Origin of the sequence: Enterococcus sp. AZ079 (assembly GCF_050547255.1) — a bacterium.
GTDB lineage: Bacteria > Bacillota > Bacilli > Lactobacillales > Enterococcaceae > Enterococcus_D > Enterococcus_D casseliflavus.
In genome coordinates this window covers 2,519,093-2,537,195 of record NZ_CP172955.1, presented here as the reverse complement: position 1 = coordinate 2,537,195, position 18,103 = coordinate 2,519,093, and the positions used below count along the sequence as shown (strand labels likewise).

Sequence of the window (18,103 nt, the reverse complement as noted above, 5' to 3'; positions counted from 1 at the left end):
TTTGTTATTTAAACATACCAACGGAGGGGAAACACATGAAAAAGTTTGGAAAAGTTGCAGTGACAGCAATGGCACTAGCTTTATTGGCTGGGTGCGGTAGTGGAAATGGTAAAGGAGACAAAGATGGTGGCACGCAAGCCACAGATAGTGATGGCAATAAAAAATATACAGCCTTTATGGCGGTACCTGGTTCTGAAGTTCCCGATGATTCTCGTTTAAACAATGTTTTTGCAGAAGAATTTGGTTGGCGAGTGAAAGTTAGCTGGCTGACGGGTCAAACTGCAAAAGAACGGATTGGGGTTATGGTATCTGGTGGCGAGTATCCAGATATCGTGGATGCTTCCGATGGTCGTTCAGCGATGATTGATGCTGGAGCTTATGTTCCCTTAGAGGATAAGCTAGATGACTATCCGAATTTGAAAGCCACATTAAGTGATATTCAATGGGAAAAAATTAAAGCTGATAATGATGGCCATATTTATACGATTCCACAATTTGCTCAAAAAGATGGTACCGTGGATACGGCAACTAGTTATGGTGGCGAAGCTTTCTGGATTCAAAAACGTGTCCTCAAATGGGCGAACTATCCAGAAATTAATACTGTCGAACAGTATTTTGATTTGATCAATAAGTATTTAGCTGAAAATCCTGATACTGATGGTCAAAAAAATATCGGTTTTGAAATCTTATCTGATGACTGGCGTTACTTCTGTTTGGAAAACCCACCGCAATTCTTAGCGGGATATCCAAATGATGGCGCAGCTATTGTCGATCCAGACACAATGAAAGCAAAAGTATATGACAAAATTCCAGAAGCCAAAGAATACTACAAGATTTTGTCTGAACAATTTGAAAAAGGAACGATTGACCCTGAAACCTTTACTGCTAAATATGACCAGTATATTGCAAAATTATCTTCTGGTCGAGTGTTGGGGATGATCGACCAAGGTTGGAACTTCCAATCTGCAAGAGATTCATTGGTTTCTCAAGGGAAAGATGAATTAACTTGGGCACCTCTTGATTTGACTTTGGATGAAAATGTTCAACCACAATACCGAGAAGGTGGCGTCTTGTCTACTCAAGGTGGGATTGGGATTACCACTAGCTGTAAAGATGTTGATGGCGTATTGCAAATGTGGGATGACATGGTTTCTGAAAAAGGGATGATCCTACGCAACTGGGGCGAAAAAGGCGTTGACTATGAAGTTGACGACGACGGCATGTTCTACCGCACTGACGAACAATGGGCAAATTGGAAAGATACCGATTATGTTCAAAAGAATAGTGTAGCGTTTGGTTATATGCCTGGTTACCGTGGTTACTTGCCAGATGGAAAAAATACAATTTTGCCTTCTGAACAAATCTCTGAATTCCGCAAAACATTGTCTGATATCGATAAAGAAGTGTTGGATGCTTATAAAGTAGACAACTGGACTCAAATGGTACGCTTGCAAGATCCAATTCAACCATGGTTCCCAATCTATACAGAACGGAACAAATGGACTTCTTCTGATCCAGCTGGGATTGCTAGTCAAAACATGCAAGAAGTGAAAATGCAATGGTTACCAAAAGTCATCATGGGCGGACCAGCAGCTTACGAACAAAACTGGGAAGATTATATGACTGCTTATGATAGTCAAATCGATTACAAAGCCTTTGAAGATACATTGACTAAAGAAGTGAAACGTCGGGTAGAAATCGAAAAAGAACTAGAAGCAAAAGTTGACAAATAGTCTGCTGTAGCGAGGTGATGGGAGTTGTGAAAATAACAACTCCCACAATCTTGCTTTGCTACATACTCGAAGATTTGGGGGAATAAGAAATGAGCGGAAATTCAACGATGTTAGATTCAAACGAGGGTATTCCAAAAGCAAAACGAAAAACATTTTGGGAACGTGTCTGGGCTCAAAAAGATCTGTGTTTACTTTGTCTGCCATTTGTCATTTACATTCTTTTCTTTAATTATGCACCGTTATCTGGCTGGTTGATGGCTTTCCAAAAATACCGTCCTGGTACTGGTCTTTTTGATCAAGAATGGATTGGACTTGAAAATTTCCGAATGTTGTTTGCTGATCCAAACTTTTTACGGGTTGTCCGCAATACTTTGGCAATGAGTTTAATCAATTTGACTTTGGGTTTTGTTTTCTCGATTGGCTTTGCGGTCTTATTGAATGAAGTCAAAAATAAACATTTAAAGAAAATCATGCAAACTGTCTCTTATCTGCCTTACTTTTTATCATGGATTATTGTAACAGGGATCGTGTTGGATGTGCTGAGTCCTGAAACGGGGATTATTAACCAACTACTGATGCAATTTAACTTTGTAGACAAGCCGATTAGTTTCCTTTCCGAACCGAAATATTTCTGGTGGATTGTTGGTTTCTCTAATGTTTGGAAAAGTACTGGTTGGGGAAGTATCATCTACCTTTCTGCGATGTCAGCTATCAACGAAGAACTGTATGAATCCGCCGAAATGGATGGTGCCAGCCGCTTGCGGAAAATCTGGCATATCACTTTACCAGGAATTAAACCAACAATCTTTATCCTCTTATTAATCAATATCGGAAATATCCTAAATGCTGGGTTTGAAGTGCAATACTTGTTAGGGAATGGCTTAGTTCAACAAGTTTCCCAAACTATTGATATTTTCGTGTTGAAATATGGGATTAGCTTGAACAACTACTCCTTTGCCACAGCAGCCGGGATTTTCAATGGTGTGATCAGTATCATCTTGATTACATTAGGTAATAAACTTGCCAAAGTTGCTGGCGAAGAAAGTTTGTTCTAATCAGAGGAGGAAAAAAAGATGAAACGAGTTGCGATTTCAGATCGACTATTCGATATATTTAAGTGGATTTTTCTAATTTTATTCACGTTGGCAACCCTGTATCCAATCTTAAACACCTTAGCAGTCGCCTTTAACGACGGACTAGATGCTTTGCGTGGAGGGATTTATCTGTGGCCACGAACTTTTACCTTGGATAATTTCAAAGCTGTTTTAGCCAAACAATCGTTACTAAACGCAGCTTTTATCTCGGTGGCTCGAACGGTGATTGCTACTTTATCACAATTGTTTTTAACATCATTGTTGGCTTATATCCTTAGCCGAAAAGAATTTATCTTTCGGACACCGGTTACTTTATTGTTCATCTTCACCATGTATTTGAATGCTGGGATAATTCCTAATTACATGTGGTTGAATAAAATCGGTTTGACGAATACATTTTGGGTTTATATCTTGCCGGGGATGATCAGTGCTTTTAACTTATTGGTTATCCGGACTTATATCCATGGAATCCCTGAAAGTTTAGTCGAAAGTGCCAAAATCGATGGGGCCAGTCATATCCGGATTTTCTGGAGCATTATCTTGCCATTGTGTAAACCAGTGTTGGCAACCGTTGCTTTATTTATCGCTGTTGGTCAATGGAACTCTTGGTTTGATGCGATGTTGTACAACGGCTTTAATGAAAAACTTAGTACGTTGCAATACGAATTGATGAAACTCTTGTCTTCTGTAACAAGTCAAGGGGCCAACGCCAATGATATGCAAAATGCCGCTCAAGCAGGTGGTGGCGGCATGGTGACCCCAACTTCGGTACGGGCAGCTACGACAATCGTCACAGCCTTGCCAATCGTCTGCCTGTATCCATTCTTGCAAAAATACTTTATCAGTGGTCTGACTATTGGTGGGGTTAAGGGTTAATTTAAGGCTTAAAAGAAAGGTTTTAAAAGGTGTTTATTATGAGAAAATCTGGAAATAGTCAAGCGATTATGGACAAGTTGAGTTTGGTAGCCGATTACTTATTGGTAGGCGTGCTCTGGCTACTTTGCTCAGTACCGCTTGTTACGACGGGGGCAGCAACTAGTGCCATGTATCGCACGGTTTATCAATGCATGTTCCAAAAAGAAGGCTATGTCTTAGGGACTTTTTTCAAGGCATTTAAACAGTCCTTTTTCCAAAGTTCATTGATTTGGACGGGGTATCTGGTGTTGGCAAGTTCTTTTCTGATAAATCGTCAACAACTTGCTGGGAGTTATTCCTTGCTTTCAGATGCTATCCAAATTGTTTTAGGGATTTGTTTGTTGGTTCTCTTGCCCTTGGTGGTGTTGGTATTGGCTTATATTGCTCGTTTTGAAGATCCTTTAAGAATAATTTTACGCAATTGCGGTCTTTTAGCGCTAACCCATCTTGGAAAAATGATCCAAATGCTCGTCTTGTATACCGTAGTGATCGTAGGGATTTGGCTATTACCAGTTTTTGCTCTGGTGTTATTACCTGTTGTAGTGAAAAAAACAGTACCCATTTGTGAAAGCTTATTTGGATTTTGTACCATTGAAAATGCATCATAAGGATTAATTATCAAGATAAATCACATTCAGAAACACGGGAATATTCGAGCTAAATACATTGTAATGCCACTGTTTCCAGAAGCTGTCCGGTAAATCCTACAGGCTGTAGCAGCAATGCCAATTTAGTTCGGATATTTTTCTTGCAGAAACGACTACTCTTCTTGTTTGATCAGCTGCATGATTTTGTAGTATATCCCAGTTGATCGTAGCAGAGTATTGTCGGATTGTTTCTTATTGTAAAGTTGAAAGAATGTTGGAGGAAAAAACATGATTACCCATTCAGAGGCAAAAGTTGAAGCACAAAAAATTGTGGCACAAATGACCATAGACGAAAAAATTGGTCAAATCAATTTCCGCGCCCCAGCCATCCAACGCTTGGGCATTACGGATTATAACTATTGGAATGAAGCCCTTCATGGCGTGGCGCGGGCGGGGGTTGCCACCGTCTTTCCGCAAGCGATTGGCTTAGCAGCAATCTTTGATGATCAGTTGATGGAAGAAATTGCTGGGGTGATTGCTGAAGAAGGCCGTGCAAAATACAACCAGTACCACGCAGAAGGAGACAATGATATCTACAAAGGGTTGACATATTGGTCGCCTAATATCAACATTTTTCGGGATCCACGTTGGGGTCGCGGGCAAGAGACTTATGGCGAAGATCCTTATTTGACGTCTCGACTTGGTGTGGCTTTTATCAAAGGCTTGCAAGGGGACGGCCCTTATCTGAAATTAGCGGCCTGCGCCAAGCATTTTGCGGTTCATAGTGGACCAGAAGCGGATCGCCATTCTTTCGACGCGGTAGTGAATGATAAAGATTTGTATGAAACTTATCTACCTGCTTTTGAAGCTGCTGTAAAAGAAGCCGATGTGGAAAGTTTCATGGGAGCCTACAATGCAGTAAACGGGATTCCAGCATGTGTGCACCCCGAATTGTTACAAGATATTTTACGTGGTAAATGGGCGTTTGAAGGGCATGTTGTCTCAGACTTTGGCGCTTTGGAAGATGTTCATGAGCACCATCACTATACTGAAAATGCGGCGCAAACCATGGCCTTGGCGATGAAGATTGGTTGCAATCTATGTGCAGGGAATGTTTCTGATAGCTTGCATCAAGCGTTAGCAGAAGGCTTGGTGACAGAAGCAGAAATTACGCAAGCAGTAGTAGAACTTTACACAACTCGCGTTCGTTTGGGCATGTTTGATGAGACCAATCCTTATAATGCTATTCCTTATGAAGCCAATGATAGTAAGGAGCATATGGCACTATCTTTGAAGGCTGCCGAAAAAGCTTTAGTTTTGTTGAAAAATGACGGCATCTTACCGATTAAAAAAGAAAGCGTAAAAAATGTGGCAGTCATTGGCCCAAATGCTCGTAGTATCGAAGCATTGCAAGGCAATTATTTTGGTGTTGCTTCGCGAAATGTGACTTTCTTAGATGGCATTCAAGACTATCTGGAAGATGATGCACGGGTGTATTATGCGCCAGGTTGTCACTTGTTCCAAGAATATGCAGAATCGACCTTGTCTCGTCCTCATGAGCGAGCATCAGAAGCAATCATCGCTGCCAAACATGCTGATACCGTGGTGATGTGCCTTGGTTTGGATCCGACAATCGAAGGAGAACAGGGAGATTCCGGTAATGTCTACGGTTCTGGTGACAAAGAGACGTTGGGCTTGCCGGCAGAACAGATTCGCTTGTTAGATCAAATTTTAGCATTGGATAAACCAGTGATTTTGGTAGTGGCAGCTGGTTCAGCAATTTCTCTGTATGGTCGAGAAGAGCATCCAAATCTTCATGCCATCCTTCATGCTTGGTATCCTGGTAGCCAGGGTGGAAAAGCGTTAGCGAAAGTCTTGTTTGGCGAAATTAGCCCAAGTGGTAAATTACCAGTGACATTCTATCGGACCACTGACAATCTACCGGATTTCAAAGATTACGGCATGAAAAATCGGACTTATCGTTACTTGGAGGAAAGTCCCTTGTATCCATTTGGTTACGGTTTGACGTATGGCCAAATTGCTTTGGCTGATCTGCAAGTAGAGACGCAAGAAAAAGACTACTTGATCAAGGGAACCATTACCAATACCAGCGATTGCGCTATGGAAGAAGTACTACAAGTTTACGTTAAAACCGATTCGAAACATGAAACGTTAAATGGTAAACTCGTGGCCTATAAACGTGTAGCATTGGCACCCGGAGAAACAAAAACGGTGACGGTACCTGTTGCCAAAATCAATCTTACTGTGGTTAATGAAGCGGGGGAACGATTATTTGATGGCGAACAAATTACCTTTACGTTAGGGACAACCGCGCCATGTTCACGGGCTCAAGAATTAGGCCAACCGGCACCACTTGTGGCAACAGTCCCACTTGTGGAAACCGTAGTAATTTAGTAGGAGAAACGGATGAAAACATATACGAATCTTTTTAAAACATATGGTTATGATGAAAATGAAATCCAAGACCGTTTAACGCAAATCTGGGAAGAAATTTTTGTCGGACCGGATAAGGTTTATTTTGAAACAGCAGATGCAGGTTATCTAGTGGATACCGGAAACGATGATGTACGGACAGAGGGCATGAGTTACGGCATGTTGATGGCGGTTCAGTACGACAAAAAGGAAGTCTTTGACCGGCTTTGGCGCTGGGTGATGACTTATATGTATATGGATAGCGGGGAACATGCCCATTATTTCGCTTGGTCGGTCGCTCCTTCTGGTCAGAAAAATGCTTATGGACCCGCTCCGGATGGGGAAGAATTCTTTGCCTTGGCGCTGTTTTTTGCAGCCAATCGCTGGGGGGATGGAGAAGGGATATTCAATTACTCTCATCATGCCCGAGAATTGTTGAACTATTGTATTCATAAAGGGACTGAATTTCCTGGCATGCCTATGTGGAACAATGAAAATAAATTAATCAAGTTCATCCCAGAAGTAGAATTTACCGATCCTTCTTATCATGTACCGCATTTTTATGAACAATTTGCTCTTTATACAGAACCTAGCGACCGGCCGTTTTGGAAAGAGGCGGCGAGGGCTAGTCGAAGGTATTTGAAAAAGGCCATTCATCCAGAAACTGGGTTGAATCCAGAATACAGTTGGTACGATGGCAGTCCACAATTGGAAAGTGAACATCCGCATTTCTTTAGTGATGCCTATCGGACAGCCATGAATGTGGCGCTTGATATGCAGTGGTATGGTGAAGATGTTGTACTCAAAGATCGGTTGGCTCATTTGCAACAATTTTTCCATGCACTACCAGCTGGGGCAGAAAATTACATTTATACTGTGGAAGGGGAAAATACTGGAGAAGAAATCTTACATCCAGTAGGCTTGCTAGCAACCTTAGCCGCGGCCTCCCTTGCAAATCCTGAAACAGAAATCGCCCGAGAATTTGTGACACGTTTCTGGCAAACGCCCCTTCGTAAAGGCGTGCGCCGATATTATGATAATTTTTTGTATGCTTTTGCCTTTATGGCTTTGAGTGGTAACTATCGTATTTACTAATTTTTTGACTGGTCAGCAGAGGTATTGAGGAAAATCTCAGACTAGGCTGACCAGTTTTTTTACATAGGGAATTTCATTTAGGAGGAATAAATGGCGTGTGGCAACGAATTTGGGAATATCAGGAACAGGATTACCGCAGTGCTCCTTGCGAGATTGAACAACAAGTACAAGTAGTGCGAATTCGGTTAAATCATTATGGGGATCAATGGCGTGTATTGTTTTCTAACCTTTATGGTAGAGGGCCGTTAGTGTTTGATAAGGTGACTGCACAGGTGAAATCGGCAGAGCTCATTGCACGCACACCGGTAGTTCCCCTGACTCTTCATGGAAAGTCGGAAATACAGCTAGCCCCTGGTTGTGAGCAGTTGGCAAGTGATCCTATTTTATTATCAGCTGCACCAGGAGAAGTGTTAGAAATCACTACTTATCTAGCCAAACCGGTGCAACTGACTAGTTTTCTAGTGAGTTATGCTCGTTTGCAACAGGAAGTGCTGAATTATCGTTGGGTTGAGAATTTCTGGACCCATCCCTTGGATAATTATCAGCTCTTTCAAAATGCGTTGTGGAATCCACGAATGTACGTTATCTATGGTATTTCGGGCCTACAATTGCAAGGAAACAGTCAGACCCTGATAGCTTTTGGGGATTCGTTGACACAACAGGGATTTTGGACGGATCATTTCAAACAGCGCCTGGTGACAGAGGGCTTTTCACAAGTGGCACTCGTAAATCGTGGCATTGGGGGAAACCGGGTATTGCTAGATACAGATGCTACAGCCGATGACTTTAGCCGTCATGGGCGAGCTGGGGTGAAGCGGTTTTTGTCAGACGTTTTTGCGGATGGACCAGTTAGTGGCTTGATCCTTTTTCATGGTATTAATGATTGTTTGACGATTGGCGAGAGACCTGTCGCTGAGGGATTAGCCGAATTAACCGCGGCTTTTCGGTTTATGATTGAGGAAGCCCATTTGCGGCAAGTACCAGTGATTGGAGTGACACTTCTTCCTTTTAATCAATCAGCCTTTTACAGTGAAAAGGCCGAAAGTTTGCGTCAAGGATTGAATCATTGGCTGCGTAATAAAGCGCCAATTGAGGCACTATGGGACTTTGATCAAGTCGCCGGAGATCCTCAAGATTCTCAAAAACTCTACCAATTATTTGATAGTGGCGACGGGTTGCATATTTCCAGTGTAGGTGGGAATCATTTGGCGGCTGCGGTTGATTTCCAGCAGTTGGCTACGTTACTTGGTATTGATTAAGCGAAAAATGGAGGGGTTCAAATGAAAGTCTTTACTACGTTACTATATGACAACAAACCCAATGTATCCTATACAAGTTATCTTCATGAAGGCTCAGAGGAAATTGATAAAGACCGGCAATTTCCGGCCATGATTATTTGTGGTGGGGGAGCATATCTAGGGATTTCTGATCGCGAAAAAGAACCGGTGGCCTTGCATTATCTGCAAGCCGGTTTTCAAGTCTTTGTATTGGATTATCAAACAGAAGCCACTGGTAATGCGCAATATCCGAATCCACTTTTAGATTTGGCGATGTTGATGAAACAAATTCGCCTGCAAGGGGAAACGTGGCAGATTGATAACGATAAAATTGCCATTATCGGCTTTTCAGCAGGAGCCAATCTTTGTGCTCAATTAGCAACCCATTGGCACAATCGTTGGCTAGCAGAAGGGGTTGGAACCGGCGATAATCAGCTTCTGAAACCCAATGCTGTTATTCTCGCTTATCCGTTATTGGACTTCATTGTCCAAGAAAAATATGCCAATCTAGATCCTCGGATTGACCTAAGTCTCAGCTATACCGATACCACGAAGCGAGATTTTATGCATCATGCCAATAAAGTCTTTTTAGGCAAAGAGTATACAGAAAATCGGATGAAAGAGGCGAGCCCTTATTATTTCTTATCAGGAAAAACACCGCCTACATTCCTTTGGACAACAGCCCAAGATGATCTTGTCTACCCGCAACAATGTTTGCGTTATGCTAATAAAATGATGGAACTAGGTGTGCCAGTAGAGTTGCATTTATTTGAAGAAGGGCAGCATGGCCTCTCGTTGGGAACCTACCAAGCATCTGGTGATCCCACGTTGCAAAATGCTGATGTCGCTCAGTGGCAAAATTTAGCTTTACGTTTTTTACACCGGCGTTTCGGTGAATTTTAAAAGAATGAGGAAAACAGATGAAGAAAAGCCTTGAAACAATTCAGAATCCGATTATTCCCTTGGATTATCCAGATCCAGACGTCATTCGGGTGGAAGATACGTATTATATGGTCACCACTACGATGCACTTTATGCCTGGCTGTGAAATTTTACGTTCTTACGATTTATTGCACTGGGAACATGCGGCATTTGTCTATGAGCGCTTGGATAGTACGGCAGGCCAGCGCTTAGCAGAGGGGAAAGACAGTTATGGCAAAGGAATGTGGGCGGCCTGTTTACGATATCATGAAGGACGTTTTTATGTCTTTTTTGTCGCCAATGATACCGGCTTGACCTATTGTTATACTGCTGAAAAAATTGAGGGACCTTGGGATAAGAAAATCATTGAAGGTTTCTATCATGATTGTTCCGTGTTGTTTGAAAAGGAACGTGTTTTTATCGTCTATGGAAACAGTAATGTCTGGTTGACGGAATTGAAACCCGATCTCAGTGGCCCGAAAGCTGGGGGCATCCATCGTGTGATTGTCTCAGAAAAAAATCCTCGGTTAGGCTATGAAGGAGCTCATTTTTATCAAATCAATGGCAAGTATTACATTTTCTTGATTCACTCAGATCCAAAGGTTTGGCGACGGATTGAGGCTTGCTTTGTGGCGGAGGATTTGGAAGGTGAATTTGTCGGCGGTGATGTCTTTAATGATGATAACGGGTATTGCAATCAAGGCATTGCCCAAGGTGGTATCGTGGATACGCCAAAGGGAGACTGGTACGCGATCTTGTTTCAAGATTATGGTGCAGTAGGACGGTTACCCATACTTTTACCAGTAACTTGGCAAGACGATTTTCCAGTTTTTGGCGAAGAAGAAAAGACGCCACAGCAATTTTTTATTACCGACAATCGACCGGAATATGTGTATTCGCCTCTTGTAGGGAGTGATGATTTTAAAACGTTAGCCAAAACGCCTTACCGACTAAAACCGCAATGGCAATTTAATCACGAACCGGATTTGTCTGGCTTCTTATTGGATCCAAAACGTGGCTGTGTGGAATTAACGACGACACGGCTTGCACAATCTGTGACAACGACGCCAAACGTCTTAACACAGCGGATGCGCTATCCAAAATGTGTAGCCACCGTGACAATCGATGGGACAAAAATGAAAGATGGGGATTGTGCCGGATTAGCTGCCTTTCAATCCGCTTATGGTTTTATTGGTTTATCCAAAGAGGAAGGCCAGTATTATCTTGTCATGGAGACCCGTGAACTAGATGATTCCAGTTTGCAAGCAATGCCTAAAGAGGCAACTAACGGTAAATCCACTCGTATTTTGTGGGAAAGTGGAAAAGTCACGCTAAAGGTAGCCGCTGATTTTCATGAAATGACGGATTTGACCCGGTTTTATTACCAAAACGAAGGGACTTTTTTGCAATTAGGAGAGGCACATCCGGTGGCATTTAAAATGGATCATTTTAGCGGCTGTCGTTTCGGGCTATTTATCTATAATAGGAAAACCATTGGAGGCACCGCGTCGTTTCAGTCTTTTGATTACCAAGTTTAAGAAGCGGGATTTGTTAGAAAAGCTCTAGGCCAATTGCTGTTTTGGTGGAAATATGTTATACTGTGTCTTACACGAAAGATATTGTTACGCGAGAAATACAAGGATATTTTTAAGAAATTTGATCCAACTGGCGCAGCTTCAGGGCTGCAAGGGTGTGTTAGTAGGTTATGGGAACACACTGTTTAAATGAGAAATACTTGATTTTAAGTAATAGTCTGATCTAACTTTAGAGTAAAGATATTGAGTAGTTAGATGGCCTTCTTCCGTTTGGGAGAGGGCCATCGTCCATTTTGGGGATGGCATCATCATAAATGCCGAGTAAAAGAAGCTGATCTGTGTTAGAGAGCAAGGGGGAAAAATAAAGGGCTCTTTGTCAATAAGGACTGATGAGTTGTGCAAAATCAAATCTGGGTCAGAATGAACCAGATTCTGGCTCAGATTTTTTGTTATCTTACATTGATTAATTGATTGATCAAAAAGATTCTAATTCTCATGTTCTCGAATGATTTAAATCCGTAGGATACTCGTTTCATTGTCTTTATGTGGGTATTCTTCGCTTCTATTTTTCCATTGGAATAAGGATAGATCATTGCGTTGGTGATGCCTTCTTCATAGGTCAGAAGGTTTTGAAGCTTTTCCCGAAAGCCGTCATCTAACGTTTCGGGAAGTTCTGCCAATAAGGAGAAAAATAAGTCAGGGTCTTTGTCTCGAAAGGCTTCAACTAATTCATGAAAAAAGCGATACGCCTCCTTTAGGGGCGGAGAAAACTCAAGCAATCGATCAATCATCATTGCTTCAGTAAGAAATGGGTATTTTGGTGCTCGGAAACTTTTCCATGTTTTGTATTCATAATGGTTGATGTTTGCACGATTTTTTAGCAAAAAGCGCCAGTTCTTTTTCAGTTTTTCTGCCTGGCTTTTCTGTCCGGCTTTACGAAGTTCATTCATTTCACGGATACGCAACTCATTGAACGCTTGATTCATGTGTTTGACAATATGAAACCGATCAATCACGACTTTCGCATTTGGCAGAACACGTTTGGTGAGCTGGAAGTAGGCGGCGTTCATGTCTGTCACCAAGAATTCTACTTCTTCTGGATTGGTACAACCTAAGAAATAGCTTGTTAATCGAGGTAATTTACGCGTAGGCAAAACATCTATTAATTTTCCTGTTTCGCCATCTGCACAAATAAAGCTCATTTTATCTTCTATGGAAGCATGCGAACGAAATTCATCAACCATCAATACTCTTGGGAGAATCTTCTTAGATTGCTTTGGTAAATAGCTTTTAAACTCTTTCAATGTACGAATAACGGTGGTCAAAGATACCTGACAGCTTTTCGCAATAAAAGATAAAGATACTTTTTCAGTCAGTAAAGAAGCAATTTTATATCTAACATGATTTGCGATTGAATGTCTGGGTTGGACAAAATAACTTTGAGCAGTCCAATGGGTGCGACAGTTTTTACAGGTATAGCGCTGCTTTTTTAGGCGCATAACCAAAGGCATATGATTGTATTGTTCAAAACGGACAATTGTTTCCTTCTTCCCATTTTTCACTATAATTGCTTTCCCGTTTCCATCTACCACAGTAGAACCACAACTTCTACAAGCACGAGGAGTAGGCGAGAGAACAGCATCGACGACCAACGTCTTTTTCTTCTGAAGGGTCTCGTAAGAGACCTCTGTAATCATCAAATCTTTCTCTATTATTCTCAGCATTTTTTTGATAGAATCATTCATATAGCATATCGTCCTCTCAGTTGTTTATTTTGTGGTGATTTAATCATACTAGAGAACGATATGTTTTTTAATACCTAAAATGAAAATGGGGCTGAAGAATCAATTCTGATTCATCAGTCCCATAAATTATAGAGCCAAATAAAGTCCGTCTAGGTGTTAACGGCAACGATAAAATGTAGGAAAATGGCAATTTAAAATTGTTGGTTTTCCTACATTTTTGTATGCTCTTCTTATCCCAAATGAAACGGAGGTTCAGGGATGAGAAAAGATATACGCGAAGGAGTGATGATCTACGTGATCAACGAAATCAAACCGAACTATGCCGCATTAGCCAAACAACAAAGCTTACGAGAAACAGCACCTAAGGCCGTCAGATGATGCTTTCCCTCAGAAATTTTTTTCTGATAAAACGCGCGAAAAACAGGATCACATTGAGAAGCAACTAGAGCAGCTGAAAACAAGGCTTTTCGTAAGTATGGAGATCCACGCTTGCTCATAACATTATGTGTTGCTTCGTATTGCCCAGATTGGGACACAGACGCGTCTATGCCAGCATAAGCAACCAGTTTTTTCGGATTAGAAAATTTGCGAATGTCTCCAATTTCACCAAGAATTGTCGCGCCATTTATAGGGCCGATTCCAGGGATTGTGAGAATAACAGAGTCTAAATTACTCATTATGCGCTTAATTTCTTTTTCAGTTTCTTTTACTTGGCTTTCGATGAATTTCAATTGTTCAATCATGGAGCGTAATTGAAATGTAAAAGCTTCTTGAGCAAATTTCACTCCAAAGGAGTTAGAAGCTGCTTGCTTCAATTGATCTGCTTTCTCTGGCTTTATTCGGTTCCTGCTTAACTCAGCTAAGTATTGAGCCAACGTTTCTGCCGAAATTTCTTCTAGCTCTATAGGAGAACTAAACTCAAGCAATAACTCTTTAGACGCTTTTCCGAAAATACCTTGTTTAGAAAAAATTGATGCATATTCAGGAAACACTTGATCTAGTACAGCTATGATTTTTCGTTTGAAGTCGCTTGCGGTACCTACTAAATAGGTTCGGTAACGTGAAAGTTGTTTTAACGAAAAAACATTTTCATCAGACAATACTGTTTCTACAAAGGAACCATAACGCATCAAGTCAGCAATCAAAACAGAATCAATAATATCATTTTTTCGTTTTCTGATTTCTGTTCCTTTGCGCCAGCCATCGGTTTGAAGAGGATTCACAACGTGAATCAAAAAGTCTGATTCGTGGAGGTATGAAAAGATGGAGAGCCAATAATGACCCGTAGCTTCCATTCCGACAATAAAGTCAGCGGGAGTCTCTGAATATTTTGAAAGCCGCTCAATCAGGGAATCAGCTCCTTCAGTAGTGTTAGGGAAAGAAAAACCTTTTAGGATCACTTTACCTTCTTCACTCATTAAAGAAGCCACGTGAGTTCGCTTGCCGATATCAATTCCTAAGAAGTACATACATTTGACCTTTCTAAAAAAATATTTTGGATTGAAACCCGCTCAACTGAAAAGCGTCACTACCTTGTACGAGATACGGAGTAAAGCAAAAACTTTCAACATCTAACTCATACGTAATCCACTTATCAGAGAGAGGTGCCAGTCTTTCGATTACGAGCTTCAAAACTCAAGGAGGCAACGGCATAGCCTCTCAATCCAATAAATATATTATCTCAAAATGAATGAGTTAATACCAAATTAAAATAACGATGGTTCATAGGGTTATCCAATCAAAACCGGAAGGTTAAAACCCTAACTCTAATATACAAGGAGAATAAATATGCTTCTATTTACAATAGAAAAAGATTATACAAACTATTTTTGGCAAGAATTAGGTGAGTCACGCAGAGATACAGTAGAAACTCGAGAGTATATTAATAAACACATAGTCAGACTGCTAGAGCTGACTGAGAATATTTCAAAAACAACATTTTGGCAAGACTTTCCAGAAATACTAGGGCTTGTTGCGAAGTTGAATCTTTTAGTGGAATTGAGCAAAATTCAAGAATTTTCAAGTACAGAAATCATTCGAATCACCAAAAACGATTATCGAACCTATTTTAAAGAGTTATGTACTATGATTTAAGCATGAAAACGAAAAACTCAATGATTTTTAATATCTCTTGATAATAGAAGGAAGTGAAAGTTAATCAATGTGTAAGTTACCTAAAAATTGTTTTAATCTTTGGAACATTCAGACTGCCAATACGATTTAAATTTTCCACATTTACAATAGACTTACCATACTTTTCAAGATAACTCAATATCAAACGCCGTCTAGTATACAGTGTTGATGAAGCAAGCAAAAACGATTAAGATTCTCTCTATTTGGTCACACTGTGAACGTGGAATGTAATATAGTAGTTTCCTTTTCTGTGTAGAGATACAGCTTTTTTTGATTACCAAGAAAAATTGACACAAACGGAAAAAACTATTTACTGAAAAGTCAATGGCGGAAGAATATGAAATCAAAACAAAGAACATTAAAAAATTGGTCTTTGTTTAGCATGAATTCTAACTTTTTACATTCCAGGATTTCACAAAGCATAAACAATGATTTTAAAAGTAATGCAGAAATAACTTTTTAATACGTGAAATATTGGATTTTGAGTTTCCCAGTCATGTCATAATAAGTAGATTGGAATTTATTACATGATCAAAAGACCTTAGTTATTAAGGATTGATTAGTTGTCCAAAATAAAATCTGTGTCAGATGAACCTAATTCTGGCTCAGATTTTTTGTTTTCCAACATTGAACAACTTATTATTAAAAAGCTCTTGATTCTCAATTTCCTAGATGATTCAAATCCGTGGGATACTCGTATTATTGTCTTTGTATGGGAATTGTTATCATTTATTTTTCTTTTAGAATGAGGATAAATCATCGCATTAGTGATGACTTTTTCTACTTATGTTAGAAGATTTACTCGAAAACCGTTATACAAAGTTTGGGGAAGTTTAACAAACAAGAAGAAAGAATAAATTCGGGTCTGTATCTGTAAAGGCTTCAATTAACTTTTAAACAGTGAGCTTTAGACGTTCGAAAATTCTGCTACATTATTTGATTGTTAAAAAGTATTTTTTGCAGGACTTCTTGAGCAGACGTGAAATTCTGATAATTAAAGTTAGAAGTTATTTTTAATTCATTTATACAGATTTTTAATCTGTGCTATTTCTTAATAAGTGATATATTTTATTGAATTTTGGATTGTGTATTAAATTACGTAATAAAGAAAAATATATACTGATAATATAACATTGATGGATTGAAATATTTAGAAGTTAAAATAATAATTTGTAATTCGAATCAATAATTTTGCATTTTTAATCATCATTGTTTGAAATCGTTTTAGTTATTTGTTTTATATGATAAAAGTGGATTAAGAAGTTGATAAACAGGCACAGAATATGTCAACTTCTACAAATAAATTTAGTAGCATAATGTAGGAGGGTGAAAAGAATGATAGAAATCAAAAACATCTATTATACAAATGGTAATAACTATTCTCCAAATGATCATTGCGAAAATGGTTGGGCTATCCTGTTGACGAAGAAAGGACTGTACATGGAGAAATCTGAGGTGGAAATAATTCTGATAGAATCTCATATGATTTTTCAATATCTTTCGCAGAGCCTATTGAATCAAATCATTATTGTCGAGTTGAATTTGTTCTGCGAGCCTTCTTCAAACTATATTAAAAAAATTGATCTGATAATCAATCAAGAGTTATCTAGCTTAATTCAATTACTTTTTACAAGGTTTGAAACGAGAGATCGAACGTATGTAGTGAATCCCGCTATCGAAATGATAATAAGAAAGACATTTAGATTGAATCTTTCAACGCTGAAAGAATACTTTGAAATATTTAAATTAATAGCATTTATACAAGAGAATTTATCTGGAAATTTGACCGTTAGTGACTTGGCGGAGTTTATGCATATGTCTAAACCAACTTTAAATCGATTTTGTATGAATAAAATAAATAAAGTGCCTCAGGATTTAATTAATGATATCAAAATTACGTTGGCGAAAAATTTGTTGGAATCGACAGATGAAAAAATTTTTGAGATTGGCGAGAAAACTGGTTTCTTTAACGCTAGTGCATTTACTATTTTTTTTAAAAGGGAAACTGGGGTATCTCCAAAAGAATATAGACAAAATTATTTTAATTCTTGGAAAGAGCATAGCTTAACTATTTAGAGGTGAAAGTGATATGGGAAGTAGAGAAATAGAAGCTCGTATAATAGAAATCATGGATGAGATTGTTACTTTATCAAAAGAATATGTTTTGTTAAAGAATCATAGATTTGACTACGACAAGAAAGTTTCGCAGGAGAGAGTTTATGAAGAATATATAAGAGAGAATGATTACCAAAAATATAAGAATAATTATGACATTATTTCGTTATATATAGCTTCTTTTTTTAAAGAAAAAGGTATTCCAACTAGATCTAAAACTATTTATGAATACTTGGTGAAAGAAAAGCTAGTATCTATATCTTATAGTAATTTGCAAAGCAACTATCTTAAGAGGATGCACGATGATGCTCAGATTAATGTTGAGCGAGCATATAGGGGATATTATCAATATAGAAGAAAATCAAAGTGAACGATAAATTTATCTAGTGGTGTCTTTAGTCACTAACAATTAATTGAAGATAGGGGGCATACTATTCTTTTAGAATCACTAGTCTTTGTGTTTTGGATCATCTACTTTTCAATATGTGTCATTCTAGCCTGTACTTATATATCTTCTGAA

General features: G+C 39.3%; 14 protein-coding genes. 12 read left to right on the top strand and 2 right to left on the bottom strand.

Annotated elements, in window-relative coordinates; translation table 11 throughout:
- Positions 1-35 precede the first annotated feature (35 nt).
- The 9 genes from IGJ15_RS12030 to IGJ15_RS11990 all read left to right on the top strand — a co-directional run bounded on the left by IGJ15_RS12030 (position 36) and on the right by IGJ15_RS11990 (position 11,593).
- A complete protein-coding gene (locus tag IGJ15_RS12030; RefSeq protein WP_010747588.1) occupies positions 36-1,733 on the top strand; it encodes a hypothetical protein in 1,698 nt (565 codons plus the stop codon).
- Positions 1,734-1,822: 89 nt separating this feature from the next.
- Entirely contained in the window at positions 1,823-2,788 is a 966-nt protein-coding gene (locus tag IGJ15_RS12025; protein WP_080646945.1) for an ABC transporter permease, read from the top strand.
- 18 nt (positions 2,789-2,806) lie between these two features.
- Complete coding sequence (locus IGJ15_RS12020) at positions 2,807-3,703, top strand: carbohydrate ABC transporter permease (RefSeq protein ID WP_010747590.1); 897 nt, start codon at positions 2,807-2,809, stop codon at positions 3,701-3,703.
- 38 nt (positions 3,704-3,741) lie between these two features.
- Complete coding sequence (locus IGJ15_RS12015) at positions 3,742-4,350, top strand: YesL family protein (protein ID WP_010747591.1); 609 nt, start codon at positions 3,742-3,744, stop codon at positions 4,348-4,350.
- Between the two features lie 267 nt (positions 4,351-4,617).
- Positions 4,618-6,744 (top strand): glycoside hydrolase family 3 C-terminal domain-containing protein, encoded by a 2,127-nt coding sequence (locus IGJ15_RS12010; protein WP_010747592.1) that lies wholly within the window; start codon positions 4,618-4,620, stop codon positions 6,742-6,744.
- A gap of 12 nt (positions 6,745-6,756) precedes the next feature.
- Positions 6,757-7,857 carry a glycosyl hydrolase family 8 gene (locus IGJ15_RS12005; RefSeq protein ID WP_010747593.1) on the top strand — a complete coding sequence of 367 codons (1,101 nt, stop codon included), beginning with the start codon at positions 6,757-6,759 and terminating at the stop codon, positions 7,855-7,857.
- Between the two features lie 95 nt (positions 7,858-7,952).
- Positions 7,953-9,116: a GDSL-type esterase/lipase family protein gene (locus IGJ15_RS12000; protein ID WP_010747594.1), complete on the top strand. Its 1,164-nt coding sequence runs from the start codon at positions 7,953-7,955 to the stop codon at positions 9,114-9,116.
- Between the two features lie 21 nt (positions 9,117-9,137).
- Positions 9,138-10,037: an alpha/beta hydrolase gene (locus IGJ15_RS11995; RefSeq protein ID WP_010747595.1), complete on the top strand. Its 900-nt coding sequence runs from the start codon at positions 9,138-9,140 to the stop codon at positions 10,035-10,037.
- A 17-nt stretch (positions 10,038-10,054) separates the two neighbouring features.
- Positions 10,055-11,593, top strand: a complete 1,539-nt coding sequence (locus IGJ15_RS11990; RefSeq protein WP_010747596.1) for a glycoside hydrolase family 43 protein — start codon at positions 10,055-10,057, stop codon at positions 11,591-11,593.
- Positions 11,594-12,039: 446 nt separating this feature from the next.
- Here IGJ15_RS11990 and IGJ15_RS11985 read toward each other — a convergent pair whose 3' ends face one another.
- Positions 12,040-13,335 (bottom strand): ISL3-like element ISEfa11 family transposase, encoded by a 1,296-nt coding sequence (locus IGJ15_RS11985; RefSeq protein WP_016249833.1) that lies wholly within the window; start codon positions 13,333-13,335, stop codon positions 12,040-12,042.
- A 317-nt stretch (positions 13,336-13,652) separates the two neighbouring features.
- On the bottom strand, positions 13,653-14,804 hold the full coding sequence (locus tag IGJ15_RS11980) for an IS110 family transposase (protein ID WP_010747599.1): 1,152 nt from the start codon (positions 14,802-14,804) through the stop codon (positions 13,653-13,655).
- Positions 14,805-15,123: 319 nt separating this feature from the next.
- Here IGJ15_RS11980 and IGJ15_RS11975 point away from each other — a divergent pair, with 319 nt between their 5' ends.
- The 3 genes from IGJ15_RS11975 to IGJ15_RS11965 all read left to right on the top strand — a co-directional run bounded on the left by IGJ15_RS11975 (position 15,124) and on the right by IGJ15_RS11965 (position 17,953).
- Positions 15,124-15,429: a DUF7006 family protein gene (locus tag IGJ15_RS11975; protein ID WP_010747600.1), complete on the top strand. Its 306-nt coding sequence runs from the start codon at positions 15,124-15,126 to the stop codon at positions 15,427-15,429.
- A 1,374-nt stretch (positions 15,430-16,803) separates the two neighbouring features.
- On the top strand, positions 16,804-17,544 hold the full coding sequence (locus IGJ15_RS11970; RefSeq protein ID WP_010747601.1) for a helix-turn-helix domain-containing protein: 741 nt from the start codon (positions 16,804-16,806) through the stop codon (positions 17,542-17,544).
- Positions 17,545-17,557: 13 nt separating this feature from the next.
- Positions 17,558-17,953: a hypothetical protein gene (locus IGJ15_RS11965; protein ID WP_010747602.1), complete on the top strand. Its 396-nt coding sequence runs from the start codon at positions 17,558-17,560 to the stop codon at positions 17,951-17,953.
- The last annotated feature ends 150 nt before the right edge of the window (positions 17,954-18,103 follow it).